This is a genomic window from Mesorhizobium carmichaelinearum (genome assembly GCF_900199455.1).
GTDB classification, from domain to species: Bacteria; Pseudomonadota; Alphaproteobacteria; order Rhizobiales; family Rhizobiaceae; genus Mesorhizobium; species Mesorhizobium carmichaelinearum.
This window is the reverse complement of record NZ_FZQR01000001.1, coordinates 41972-55446: the sequence shown is the minus strand read 5'-3', so window position 1 is coordinate 55446 and position 13475 is coordinate 41972. Positions and strand designations below refer to the sequence as shown.

Below are 13475 nucleotides of genomic sequence, written 5' to 3'. Positions count from 1 at the left end.
TTGTCTACTGGGCGACTTGCGACACGGCCGACATCAGTTCCCGTGGGTTTGGCGCCCCAAACATGTATCGCCCGCCCTCCGGAACCTCCGTGAAGCTCCAGCGCACGATCCCCTGCCGGTCCAGCAGGAACTGACCGACCAGTTGTCCGTGTCCCGTTGCCATCATCTGCTCGTCGGCTTCGGTCACTTCGTAGGGGTCCTTCTTCTCGAGGAACTCGCCGGCCGCAAAAGGATCCATTGGGCCGGGCAGCACGCCTGGTATGTCGACCCGCAAGCCCTTTGCCGCTGCCATCGCGACCTTGTACGGCCAGTTCGTCTCGTTTTCGGTGAATTCGAGATTGGGCAGTCCAAAAGCACGATGTGAAGCGCGTTCGGGGTCGGAAGCCGCAAGCAGATTCGGCATCGGGTGGTAGCGGAAATAGAGACGCGCCCGCTCGATCGGCGTGTTGACCACCGTCAGGCTCCCCACACCCTTTTCGCGCAGCTCCGGATCAAGCCGCGCTTGGGCGGCTATATGGCGCCGGCAAAACGCGCAATGCAGACCTCGAAACAGGCCGACCAGCACCGGCTTTTGTCCACGAAAGTCGTCGAGGGCGATCTTGCCTTCCTGGGTAATGGCGTCGAGTACCACGTTCGGCGCGCGGTCACCCGGTTGAAGCGGTACCAAGTCACTAGGCGCGGACATTTCAACCTCCAATCCCGGCTAGTCGAGAAAAGGCAGCACCACGAGCGATTCCGGGTCGAGCCCGTGCTGGGCGCATATATCCTGCGCCAGGGAAAAGTAGCGTTCGGCCTCGGCCAGGTTGTCGAGGTCGAGATTAAGCGTTGCCAGGCCATCATAGCATGGAAACAGCAGTTGGGGTTCGCCCGTTTCGCGGGCCACGTCCAGCGCGTCGTGGAACAGGCCAACCGCCAGTTCCGGACGGCCGTTGCATTGGTGGATCTGCCCCAGCACGATCAACGGCACCGGCAGGTGCTCGCGCTGGTCGAGTGCCCGGTCGATCTCGATGGCCTTCTCTGCGGCAGGCACGCCCTCTGTCGGACAGCGATCCGTGAAGGTACAGCAGGCGACCGCCAGGTTGGCCAGCAGGCGCGCCTGGAAGCCCAAATCACCGATACGGCGCGCCATGTCGAGACCGCGCCGACAGACTTCGATCGCCCGTGCCGGATCGATGGTCGTGTAAAGCACGCCGAGATTGGTGTAGCCACGACAGGCCGCGCCCAGCAGACCGGCGGCTTCGGCCAATTCGATGCTGCGCTCAACCTGACGCACGGCCTCATGGTTTCGCCCCAGGCGAGCCAGCGCGACAGCCTTGGTGTTGAGTGCCTCGGCGGTCACGAGCGTGGCATCTCGCCCCACCTCGGAGACATGCTCCGTTGTCAGACTGCCTACGCAATCCAGCGCCGCGTCCGCCCATTTTGCCGCGAGAGCGTGATCTCCGCTGCGGAACGCCTGCCGGCCACGCTCTTGCCATAGATGCGCCTGCTCGACCGGGGCATCCGCTCCCTCGAGGAGCGCTGCCGCTTCGGCGTAGCGGGATTCTGCGTTGTCCCGCTTGCCGACGTCCCAGAGAAGCCGGCCAATCTTGCGCAAAACGCGCGCCGATGCGACACGATCGGCTGACTCGCGATATGCCTGCAGCACCGTCTCGTAGTGCTGGTGCGCGATCTCGCGGCGGCCTGCCGGGCCGCTCAAATCGGCAATGCGCTCTGCAATTGCCAGTTTGAGCGGTGTTTGCGCGATCGCGCCCAACGCGGTCAGTGCTCGCTCGTAGAGACGAAGGGCGTCGTCATTGGCGTATATCATGCGAGCACGATCGCCCGCTGCCTGCAGGTGATGCGCGCCTCTCTCCCGCTCGGCGCTCAACGCGAAATGATGACCGAGCACGGTCAAATCCTCGAGCCGTTCCGGCTTGTCGCCGTATAGTTGCTCCAAGGCAGCACCGACCCGCCCGTGGATGTCGGTCCGGCGTTGCAGCAGCAGATTCTGATAGATCACGTCCTGCAGCAATGTTTGCGTGAAGCGGTAGCTTTGCGACGAGACCGAGCCTGACCCGGCAACTTCCTCGATGATCTCCGCATCGCAAAGCAGTTCGCAGCCGGCTTCCAGCCGGCCGGGGTCGGCCGTCACGGTTTTCAGAAGTGTGGCATCGAAGCGCGGGCCGATTACCGCGGCTTCCTGGGCCAACCGGCGCACCTCTTGGGGCAGCCGGTCGACGCGAGCAAGCAACATCGCCTGGATGGTGGCGGGAATGTCGGTTGCGACTTCGCCCGCCGCAGTCCGCCATCGCTGACCCTCGCGCATCAGTGCGCCGCGATCGATAAGGCCGCGAACGATCTCCTCTACAAAAAGCGGGTTGCCGCCCGCACGCTCGAGGATCTGGTCGAGAAGCCTTCCTGCGGAGTTTACCCAGCTCTCGCCGAGAAGCGCCGCCAGCAGGCTGCGTCCGTCATCCCTGTTGAGCGGCGAAAGCCTGAGCGCTGTGTGACTGACCCGACTTGAGTCGAGCTGGCCGTTGTCCGGCCCCGGACGATGCGTGACCAGCAACATCAACCGCGTACGTTCCAACCTGTCCATCACGAAACGGAGTGCCTCGAGCGACACGGCGTCGGCCCAATGCAGGTCTTCGACGACAATCAACAGCGGCGACAACGCAAGCCGCCGTTCGATGATTGTGCGGACGGCATAGAGAATTTGCCGCCGCAACTGCTCGGGCTCGACATGCTGCAAGGTGGCATCGGGGTCGCCAAGGCCAAGCACATGGTAGAGCAAAGGCATCAGCCGCTTCGCTTCTTCGCCCTGCAGGCCAAGATCGGCAAGCAAGTCTGCGAGCTTCCCCCGCATTTCGTCCCCATTGTCGTTTTGCATCATCCCGGCAGCGCTGCGCACCACCGCGCCCAAGGCGCCGAATGATTGTTCGCCCAGCGGTGAGCACGTGGCCTGCCGCACGGCGACGTTGCGAAAACGATCCTCGTCGCCGACGCGGGCGACGAACTCCTTGACCAGCCGCGATTTCCCGATACCGGCTTCTCCGACGAGGCGGACAAGTTGGGCCGAGCCGCCGCACGCCTGGTCAAGGCTCGCCAGCATTCGGTGGAGTTCCGCGCCACGTCCTATTATTGGCGCGCTGAGGCCGAGTGCCTCGAGCCCACGCGCTGCACGCGGCGCCGCAAGCGGTGCATCCAGTCGATGGACGAGCACACTGCCGGCCTTGCCGCGAAGCACGACATCACCCAGCGGTTCGTAAGAGAAGGCATGCCGGGTCAGTCTGTGTGTGAGCTCGCCTACCAGAACCTCACCCGGTGCGGCCAACGATTGCAGGCGTTGCGCCGTATTCACCGTATCGCCGGTCACCGAATAGGATTTGGCGGTGCCGATACCCAATCCGCCAGTGACGACCGGTCCGGTGTTTATGCCGATGTGGAGCAACAGAGGCGTGCCGGAGTGGGGGGCGCTTTCGCCGAGCCGCGCCGTCCGGGCGATCATGTCGAGAGCGGCGCGAAGCGCACGTTCCGGATCGTCCTCATGCGCGACCGGTGCGCCGAACAAAGCGAGCAGTGCATCACCGATGAATTTGTCGACGAAACCACCAAAGTTTCGCACGGCCGCCGTCAATTCCTTGAACAGTTCGTTCTGCAGCGCTTGCATGACCTCGGGGTCGAGCTGCTCGCTGAGTGTCGTGAAGCCGCAAAGGTCGGCGAACAGGACCGTTACCGTCCGGCGATCGGCCTCAGAGACGGGATGCAGTCCTTCTTCACTTTCGATGTTCGCAAGCAGCGACGGCGTTCGAGACGGCGGCACAATGGTCCGGCTTGGCGTCGGAGCAGGCCGTTCGACGGCCTTCGCGGGCGCACCGACGCTTGTCCCGCATTTCGGACAGAACTCGAAATCCGGTGCGCAGAGGTAGCCGCAACTGGCGCATGGCACGGGCTGGCGCCTGCCACACTTCGGACAGAAAGCGAAGCCGCCATCAACCTCGAAACCGCAGCCCGAGCAGTCCATAGGACAAGACCTCACTAGGGGCCGTGACGGGGTGATCTCGCTACGCAGTTCACGGCCAGCGTATCCACAAGGATGAACCGATAGACGTCGGCCAGCAAGCGGCAGCTCAAATGGGCACCAGGCGATCGACATGGGCCTGTGGCAGAGCGCTGCCGATGCGGGCGGCTGCGTGGCCGTCGTTTGCGAAAGTTCCCTCTTGCCTCCGTCTTCCTGCTATCGTGGAGATGAGGAGACGGACCCATGAGCGAGAATCGCAAGCTCGCCGCAATCCTGGCTGCAGATGTGGTCGGATACAGCCGGCTCGCAAGCGCGGACGAAGATCGTACTTTGGCGAGGTTGCGGGCACTGCGCAGCGACCTGATCGATCCAATCATCGCAGTGCACAACGGACGTGTGATCAAGCGCACCGGGGATGGGGCGCTGGTTGAGTTCCGCAGTGTGGTGGATGCCGTGCGCTGCGCCATCGAGGTTCAGAATGGTATGGTTGAGCGCAATGCCGGCGTGCCGCAGGACCGCCGCATTGAGTTCAGGATCGGCATTCATCTGGGGGATGTGGTCGAAGAAAGCGACGGCGACCTGATGGGCGATGGCGTCAACATCGCCTCGCGTTTGGAGGGCGTCGCGGCGCCGGGCGCCATTTGCCTGTCCGAGGATGCCTATCGCCAGGTCAGGGCGAGGCTCGACCTCTCGGTCAGCGATCTCGGCAGCACGCAGCTCAAGAACATCGCCGAGCCGATCCGGGTCTATTCGCTGCAAGTCGGCAACGCCGGGGCCAAAGCGGCCGCGACCTCGGAAACCGCGACGAGCCGGCCGGCGGCGGCAGCGCCGCCCAAGCTGTCTATCGCCGTCCTGCCGTTCGCCAATATGAGCGGTGACGCCGAACAGGACTACTTCGCCGACGGCATCTCCGAAGACATCATCACGGCGCTGTCCAAACTGTCGCAGCTCTTCGTCATCGCACGCAATTCATCGTTCACCTTCAAGGGCCAGAACGTCCATGTGCAGGAGGTGGGCAAGAAGCTCGGCGTGCGGCATGTGCTTGAGGGCAGCGTCCGCAAGTCGGGGAACAGGGTACGCATCACCGCGCAGCTCATCGATGCAATTTCGGGCGGCCATCTTTGGGCGGAACGGTTCGATCGCGACCTGACCGACATATTCGCCGTGCAGGACGACGTGACGCAGCAGATCGTCGGTGCGCTGGCGCTCAACCTGACTGATGGCACCCGTCTGCGGCTGGCGCCGGAGCACCCGCGCAACACGGAGGCGTATGACTGTTTCCTGCGCGGCCGGGAGCTGTGGCACCGGCTGACGAAGGAGACGAACGCCGCGGCCCGCGAGCTCTTGCAACGTGCCACCGAGCTGGACCCGAACTTTGCCTCTGCCTACGCTTTCCTTGCCCTCACGCACGGTGTCGATTACCTGAACAGGTGGGGTGCGTCACCGCCGGAATCGATGGCGCAAGCCGAAGAGGTCGCAACGCGAGCGGTAACGCTGGATGACAGCGATCCCTGGGCGCACTGGGCGCTGGCGATAGCCAAGCTGTACACACGACGGCACGATGAGGCCATCGTCGAGGTCGAGCGCGCACTGGTCCTCAATCCGAACTTCGCCGAAGCGCATGTCTGCCGCGGCGAGACGCTGTATTACTCGGGCAGACCCGAGGAGGCCCTCGAGAGTTTCGACCGGGGAAAGACCCTGAACCCATACTTTCCGGATGTGCTTCTGCACTTCCAGGCTTTGGCGTTGTTTCAACTGGGAAGGTACGACGAGGCCGTCGACCTCTTGCTGCAACGGCTGGCTCGCAATGCTGTCACCGACGTCTCGCGCGCGCTTCTGGCCGCCAGCTACGGCCATCTGGGCCGATTGGAGGAGGCCCGCGCGGCATGGCAGGAGGTGCTTCGCGTCAATCCCGACTATTCGCTGGAATACCGTCGCAAAGTCTTGCCTTACAAGAACCCTGCCGATTTCGAACTCATGGTCGACGGCCTCCGCAAGGCCGCTATCGTGCGATGACTGGTGAGGTCATGCGGCTGCGCACCAAAATCAACCTGAAATAAGGCCTCAGGTGGGGCTCAGGTCGCCTTGGTCCGTGCTTGGCCGATCTTGCGCCACCGGGCGTTTTCGCGAACCAGTTTCAGGTCGTCGGTCGTCTCGGCAAAAGTCCGCAAACGGTATTGCCGGAGCAGGTCCGGGAAGAGCGCCCCCTCCGGCAGGCTGGCAAGCTGCTCGCGGACCGAGATCTTTTCATCGATGACCCGCATGCCCCAGGCATTTTCCCGAACCTGCAGCTCCGCAACCAGATCACGCTCTTCCGGCACGTTTTCGTCCAGCGCGGCCAGCAGGATGTGATGGAAAAGCGCGACATAGCCAATCTGTCTCAGGCCGCCCACAACCCGTACCCGCGGCAATATGGCTAGGACGAGGAACGTCAGGAACAGGTTCGGCAGCAGCAGTCCGTCCAGCAGCGCCTGCTTGAGGTGCGGCCGTTCGAACGGGATGGAAAGACCATGCGGTCTGTCGGATTCGATCAGGTGCCCGTTCTCAAGGACGAGCTTGCGCACGCGCTGCTCGCGAATGCCCCAGAAATAATCCGTGGTGTTGGGCAGGAACCTGCCGAAAGGGCTCGATGCGGCTTCTTGCAAGGCATGGTCGAGACGCTGGCGTCTTGCGGGCTCAACCAGCAGCCTGGAAAGAAGGCTGCCGTCATATTCCAGATGCCGCGCCGTGGCGGAAGCGGCGAGCCGATCGTCGATGAAAACCGGCCGGGCCATGCCGGAACGATCCCAACTGGCGACCAGATCCTCATTGAGTTCTGTCAGCGCATCGGCGGCGGTTCCAAACACCTTGTCCTGACTGGCAAGCAGTGTGCCCAGCCAGCGGCTGGCATCCGTTTCATCGCCCACCGCTTCGAGCGCGCGCTTGTTGAGGGAGACGGGACCGGCCACGCAGGCGCTTTTACGGCACAGTTTGTGGCGCCCCATGCCAAACAGGTTGACCTTGTCGTCGCCGACATCGAGCCATCCCGGCCCCTCCTTGCCAATTGTCTCCATGGTCATCGTCGTACCCATGAAGCAGAAGAAGGCCGACAGACCGTTTTCGACCGCGCCGAGCCAGGCAAGCAGGAGGGCATCGAAGGTGATCCGGTCCATTAGAAGCAGGCAGTGCAGGCCGGACTGAATCACCGGTCGGTGCTCGAACTCTTCGAGGGCCTTGCCGATCGCCTCAGGCTGCATGATCATACCGAGGCGCTGATGCAGGACTTCGCGCAGGATTGAGCGGGCAGCGATCGCCGGGCCCGATGCCGGCCTTGCCACCGGCCGCCACAGATGGCGGGCGTAATCGGAAACCGGTGCATTCCAGTCCAGCTCGATGTCGCGCACGACTTCCGGGCAGAGCCGCGACAGCACAGCCAGAATTTCCACCGGAGGCGTAGGGGTTGGGTCAGAGACGGCGGTCATCGGTCCCGTCTAGCCGCTTGCGCTGCAAACGCCAAGGGAGACCGGACTTGCCGGGTGCGGCCGGCCTAGATCATCAACTCGATCAGCCAAGGTTTTAGAACCGCAGCCGGGCCATGCTCAGGAGGTCGTGGTACTGCCCGTCGGTAAAACCGGCCTTCACATGCCGGCCTTCAACCTCGAAGCCGTGGCTTGAGTAGAGACGGATGGCCGGTTCGTTGTCAGCATAGACGGTCAATTCGACCCGCTTCAGGGCGCGCCAGTTGTCGGCCACGTCAAGCAGCGCGCCAAGTATGGCAGAGCCGATGCCCTTGCCGACAAAGGCATCGTCAAGGCCGATATTGATCTCGCCGATATGCGAACGGCGCGGCGAACCCTGCACGACCAGGCTGCCATGGCCGACGACCTTGCCGTTCAACTCGGCGACGATCCAGGTGGTTTCCTGGCCGGACTTGGCGATGCGCCGTTCCACCTGCTCCACCATCTCGAAGGGCATCCTGAGCGTGCCCCAGCGGAAGCCCGGCATGTTGAAGATGGTGCAAAGCGCCTCCGCATCGCTTGGCCGTACGGCGCGGAGCTGCGGCTGGATTTTCTCGGTCGTGCTGGTCATGGCTTTTCCGGCTAAGGCGATCGGCCCGGCACGATGCACCGGACGTCACCTGAAAATCCAGCTATCTCTGCAGCCTATGTTGCTGATTGCGAGCCAAAATAGCGGGAGGCGGCGTAGAGTTTGAAGACGCCGCTGATGCCGATCCAGCCGAAAAGGGCGAGCCAGCACAGTGTCCTGGTCGCCGTCCAGTCGATCCGGTGCACCGCAGCGTCGGTGATGGCGAGGCCAAGGATGGCAAGCAGGCCGACCAGAAACTGCGCCAGGCCGAGCACCAGCAGTTCCTCGCGCGGCGCGCCTTTCCAAACGAGGTATGTGCCGCCGGCGCCGGCGAGGAAGATGGCGCTGTAGACCTGGCCGTGGAAGGGATCGACCGGCCATGGCCAGCTGCTGCTGACCACCTGGGGAAACAGCAACATGCCGACACCGTAGATCCCAAGGATCACCGTTTCCGCCAACATGTAGCCGCGCCATGCGGGATTCAGGGTCACGCCTTTTGCCGAAGGACGGGTCCTGGCCCACCACAAGAACAGCCCGGATACCGCGGCCGAGGCAAGATAGACCAGGAACCAGAGCCAGGCCGCTTTTCGTTCGAAGTTGAAATAGCCGAGATTGATCAACGACACCGCCGACACGATGACGGTGAAGATGAAGGCCATGACGAGCACCAGCCTGCCGGGCGACCAGCGGTTCCAGAACAAGAGCGCCGCCATCACCGCCATTTCGGCGGTGTAGAAGCCGCCGAGGAAGCGGGCGCTGAATGGCGTGACGGGCCAGGGCCAGCGCGGCTTGACCAGCGCCGGCGCGAAAAACAGGCCGGCGCCCACGATCAGGACGATGATGACCCCAGCGGAGAAAATGCGCAGGGCTGCTGGAAATGGCGGGTTGTCGGACGTCTGCATGGAAAGGGCCCCCCAAAGGTGAATACCCGTGGACCATCATAGTGCCGCTTGCGGCCGGATGGAAATCGAGCTGTCACCAGGTTTATCTATTCGAATGGCCGTACGATCCGTTTCGACGTAAAATGGCAAACTCGGACCAAGGAGCGGTCCGGTCAACACGCCTCGGGAGGCGCATTTTCCGGAGCCTGCACGATGAACGAAGCACAGGATCTGTTCTCGCTTCTGCGGCAATCGACCGATGTCGATCCACGCGCAATCGACGCGATCAAGCGAACCATCGCCGAGGGCGAGGATCGCGAGCTTTGCCGCATCAATGTGCTGGCCTTCGCCAACAAGCATGGCCTCGACGAGGAGCGCGCCATAGGCGCCTTTCTCCATGCGGCGCGGGTGGGCATCTTCGACATTTCCTGGAATGTTCTGTGCCCCGGCTGTGGCGGCGTGCTCGATACCAACGCCACGCTGAAAACCTTGCAGAAGGACGAATACACCTGCGCGCTGTGCTCCGAGGGCTATTCGCCGACCCTCGACGAGATGGTCGAGGTGACATTCACCGTTAGTCCCCGCATGCGCAGGATTGCCGCCCACAATCCACACGAATTGCCGTTGATGGAATATTTCCGCCAGATCTACTGGGCGTCCGGCGTCGATCTGCCGGATGAGGATTTCGCGAAAACGATCGAATCGTTCTCGCTCGAGGATATCGAGCTTGCGCCCGGTGAAAAGGCGGTCCTGCCCATACAGCTTCCGTCCGAATTCATCATCGTCTTCGAGCCGGTCACCCATTCAGCGCAGTTCATCGACGTGAAGGGCGAACCGACAAAGGAGCGCCGAAGCCTGTCTTTGGTCTTCGACCGCGACCATGTCCAGAACCAGACACTGGAGATGCAGCCCGGCCCGTTGCGCATTTCGCTGGAAAACAGGACCGACACCCGCGTGCTGCCGACGGTCTTCATCGCCGGCCAGGCATTGCACGATCTCCTGGGCAAACGCCGGCCCTTCCTCACCGCCAAGCGCCTGCTCACCAACCAGACGTTTCGCGATCTCTATCGCACGGACACGCTCGACATCAACCAGCGCCTGAAGATCACCAGCCTGACCTTCCTGTTCACCGACCTGCGCGGATCGACCGCGCTTTACGAGCGGGTGGGCGACCTTTCGGCCTTCGATCTCGTACGCGCGCATTTCCAGGTTCTGCATGAGATCGTCGCGGCGGAGGCAGGCGCGGTGGTGAAGACGATCGGTGATGCGGTGATGGCGACCTTCGCGACGCCTGATCGTGCGATTGCTGCGGCCCTCAGGATGCGCGACGCCATGCGTGCGCTCAACGAAAAGAGCGGGCGCGAGGATCTGCTGCTCAAGATCGGGGTCCATGCCGGCCCCTGTATCGCCGTATCAATGAACGAGCGACAGGACTATTTCGGCCAGACGGTCAACATTGCTTCGCGGGTCCAGAACCTTGCCACCGCGCAGGCGATCTTCGCCACGCGTGCGGTGGTCGACGACGATCTCACCGCCGATCTGTTGCGCAGGAACGAGCTGACGCCCGTGCCCCACGAGGTCTCGCTGCGCGGCATTGAGCGGGAGATAGCAGTATATACGATCCCTTGAAGACTTGGTCCCTGAAGACCCGTCTCCAGCCTCACACGCGCCTGGAGAGAAAATAACGATCGGCGGGCTCCGAGGTCGGCGGCGGGAGGCGTTGCAACTGCGGGTGATCGAGCGGTGTGCCACTGACCGCGAAGCCGCCGACGCGAAGCATGCGCGCAATCAGATCGGGAAGCCAAGTAGAGGTCACTGCATCGCGATCTTCATAGCCGGTGCCGATGTCGGCATGAACAAGAGCGGCGTCGATGCCGATGAACCTCCTCGCCGTCTCGCGTATCTCGCCGAGCACGAGGTTTTCAGCTTCGGGAATTGAGCTGGTGTGTGCGCCAACTTCGCGGTCGAACACCACGATCCGGCGTCCGGGCAGGCGCTCGCGCAGATGGTGAAACGTCCGGCCATTGCCAAGGCCGAGCTCGAGCACAAGCCCCTCCATCTTCGCCACCTCGACGCACACGTGGTCGAGAATGTCGCGCTGTGCGGTCATCCTGCTGATGAAATTCTCAAGGCGAGACATATGCGCTTGTGTGTCCTCAACCGGCTCAAGTGATCGGCAATACCCGCGACGAGAACGGTTCACGGATGAAACCCAAAGGCGACATGCTAAACTCCGATCGCGTCTCGCCCGATATAGAGGCGAACAATGGACACCGCAATAACCGAACAGGCCGCCGACAAGGAGCATACAGGGTGGGGGCGGCGTCCCGGCGCGCTGCGGAACAGCGATGTCACTTGTAGGGGTCTGCGGCGTCCCGCAACCCGTCTCCGAAGAAGTTGAACGCCATGATGACGAGAATGACGGGGAGCATCGGCAAAAGCAGCCATGGATAGAACGCGATCACGCTGACGCTGCGTGCCTCGGTGAGCAGGATGCCCCAACTGGTTGTCGGCGCCCTCAGGCCGAGCCCGAGGAAGCTCAGCGCCGTCTCACCCAGGATCATGCCGGGTATGGAGATCGTCGCCGTCGCGATCAGATGCGACATGAAGCCGGGAATGAGGTGCCGACCGATGATGCGGGTGCTGCTGGCGCCCATCAATTGCGCGGCCAGAACGTAATCCTCCTCGCGCAAGGCGAGAAGCTTTGAACGCACGGCCCGCGCCAGTCCGGTCCAGTGGATCAGCCCGAGGATGACGGTGATGCCGAAATAGATCAGGATCGGACTCCAGGTTATCGGCATGATCGCCGCCAGAGCCAGCCACAGCGGAATGCTGGGGATCGATTGCAGAACTTCGATTATCCGTTGAACGATCAGGTCGAAGAGACCGCCGTGATAGCCGGCCAGTCCGCCGATGACAATGCCGAGCACAAAGCTGAAACTGATGCCGACGAGGCCGATTGTCAGTGAGATGCGTGCGCCATAGATGATGCGAGAGAGCACATCGCGCCCCAGCCTGTCGGTGCCGGCCAGAAAGAGCTGGCCGTTTTCGGCGGGGCAGACAAAATGCCTGTCACCTTCGATCAGGCCCCAGAACCGGTAACTGTCGCCCTTGCAGAAGAAGCGGATCCGCTGAACATCATCCTGTTGCTCTATGTAGTTCCGCTTGAGTGTGTCCATGTCCAGCGTCATGTGGCGGCCATAGACGAAAGGCCCGACGAACTGGCCGTTGTGGAACAGGTGCACCTGCTGCGGCGGCGAATAGATGTAGTCCATGTTGCGCGTGTGCAGATTGTAGGGCGCCAGGAACTCGCAGATGAGTATCCCGAAATAAAGCGCTGCCAGGAATATGCCGGATACAACGGCAAGCCGGTGCCTTCGGAATTTCCACCACATCAGCCGCAACTGCGACGCCTGATAGACCTTCGACTGCTCCGGCGTCATCGCCTCGACCGACTGCAGGTCAAAGGGCGCTATGGAAACGTAGTGTTGCATTGGAGCACCCGGAGCGGGCAGCGGCGATTGCGTGTTCATTTGGTGCTGCCGCCCTGCAAGCGAATTCGTGGATCAAGCAGCGCCAGCGCCAGGTCGGAAATTAGGACACCGATGACCGTCAGGAAGGCGAGGAACATCAGGAACGACCCGGCTAGATACATGTCCTGGCTCTGCAGCGCCCTGATCAGCATCGGCCCGGTCGTTTCCAAAGACAACACGATCGCGGTGATTTCGGCGCCGGAGATGATGGCCGGCAGGATAGAGCCGATGTCGGAAATAAAGAAATTGAGCGCCATGCGCAGCGGATATTTGACCAGTGCCTTGAAGGGATGAAGGCCTTTGGCGCGCGCGGTCACGACATATTGCTTGTGTAGTTCGTCGAGCAGATTGGCGCGCAGTCGCCGGATCATGCTTGCCGTGCCCCCGGTGCCGATGATCAAGACCGGGATCCAGAGATGAGCGAGGATAGACTGCGCCTTGGCCCAGCTCATCGGCTCGCCGAGATATTGCTGGTCCATGAGATGGCCGATGGACGTGCCGAACCAGATGTTGGCGAAATACATCAGGATCAGCGCCAGCATGAAGTTCGGAATGGCAAGGCCGAGAAGGCCCAAGAACGTCAGGCCGTAGTCGCCCCAGCTGTATTGATGCGTGGCGGAGTACATGCCGATCGGAAAGGCGATGAGCCAGGTGACGATGATCGTGACGAAGGAAACCAGAACGGTCAGCCACATTCGGTCGCCGACGACGTCGCGAACCGGCAGCTCATACTCGAAGGAATAGCCGAAATCGCCGTGCAGCATCCCGCCGACCCAGTAGAAGTAGCGAATGACCGGTGGCTGGTCGAAACCATATTCCTTGCGCATCATCTGGATGCGATCGGAATCCACCGCTTCGCCCTGAGCCCGAAGCTCGGCGACATAGCTGTCGAAATAGTCGCCTGGCGGAAGTTCGATGATCGTGAACACCAGCGCCGATATGACCAGCAGCGTTGGAACCATCACGGCGATGCGCCAGACAATATATCGAAGCACG

10 protein-coding genes are annotated in these 13475 nt (G+C 62.3%); 2 read left to right on the top strand and 8 right to left on the bottom strand.

Annotated features, from left to right (window positions below):
* Positions 1-4: 4 nt before the first annotated feature.
* Positions 5-685 (bottom strand): redoxin domain-containing protein, encoded by a 681-nt coding sequence (locus CKW40_RS00220; RefSeq protein ID WP_095197960.1) that lies wholly within the window; start codon positions 683-685, stop codon positions 5-7.
* 18 nt (positions 686-703) lie between these two features.
* A complete protein-coding gene (locus CKW40_RS00215; RefSeq protein ID WP_143748233.1) occupies positions 704-4003 on the bottom strand; it encodes an adenylate/guanylate cyclase domain-containing protein in 3300 nt (1099 codons plus the stop codon).
* Positions 4004-4243: 240 nt separating this feature from the next.
* Here CKW40_RS00215 and CKW40_RS00210 point away from each other — a divergent pair, with 240 nt between their 5' ends.
* On the top strand, positions 4244-6016 hold the full coding sequence (locus tag CKW40_RS00210) for an adenylate/guanylate cyclase domain-containing protein (protein ID WP_095197959.1): 1773 nt from the start codon (positions 4244-4246) through the stop codon (positions 6014-6016).
* Between the two features lie 59 nt (positions 6017-6075).
* On the opposite strand, the gene CKW40_RS00205 is transcribed toward CKW40_RS00210, so the two are convergent.
* The 3 genes from CKW40_RS00205 to CKW40_RS00195 form a co-directional block, all read right to left on the bottom strand.
* Entirely contained in the window at positions 6076-7461 is a 1386-nt protein-coding gene (locus CKW40_RS00205; RefSeq protein ID WP_095197958.1) for a hypothetical protein, read from the bottom strand.
* Between the two features lie 94 nt (positions 7462-7555).
* Positions 7556-8068 (bottom strand): GNAT family N-acetyltransferase, encoded by a 513-nt coding sequence (locus CKW40_RS00200; RefSeq protein ID WP_095198456.1) that lies wholly within the window; start codon positions 8066-8068, stop codon positions 7556-7558.
* Between the two features lie 74 nt (positions 8069-8142).
* Positions 8143-8967 (bottom strand): hypothetical protein, encoded by an 825-nt coding sequence (locus tag CKW40_RS00195; RefSeq protein WP_095197957.1) that lies wholly within the window; start codon positions 8965-8967, stop codon positions 8143-8145.
* Between the two features lie 192 nt (positions 8968-9159).
* Between CKW40_RS00195 and CKW40_RS00190 the strand changes: the two genes are divergently transcribed.
* Positions 9160-10575, top strand: a complete 1416-nt coding sequence (locus CKW40_RS00190; protein WP_095197956.1) for an adenylate/guanylate cyclase domain-containing protein — start codon at positions 9160-9162, stop codon at positions 10573-10575.
* Positions 10576-10606: 31 nt separating this feature from the next.
* On the opposite strand, the gene CKW40_RS00185 is transcribed toward CKW40_RS00190, so the two are convergent.
* The 3 genes from CKW40_RS00185 to CKW40_RS00175 form a co-directional block, all read right to left on the bottom strand.
* The gene (locus CKW40_RS00185; RefSeq protein ID WP_095197955.1) at positions 10607-11086 is read right to left on the bottom strand and encodes a class I SAM-dependent methyltransferase; all 480 of its coding nucleotides are present in this window, start codon (positions 11084-11086) and stop codon (positions 10607-10609) included.
* A gap of 211 nt (positions 11087-11297) precedes the next feature.
* Positions 11298-12479: an ABC transporter permease gene (locus CKW40_RS00180; protein ID WP_095197954.1), complete on the bottom strand. Its 1182-nt coding sequence runs from the start codon at positions 12477-12479 to the stop codon at positions 11298-11300.
* Entirely contained in the window at positions 12476-13474 is a 999-nt protein-coding gene (locus CKW40_RS00175; protein ID WP_027031334.1) for an ABC transporter permease, read from the bottom strand. Before CKW40_RS00175 ends, CKW40_RS00180 begins: the two co-directional genes overlap by 4 nt.
* Position 13475 lies beyond the last annotated feature (1 nt).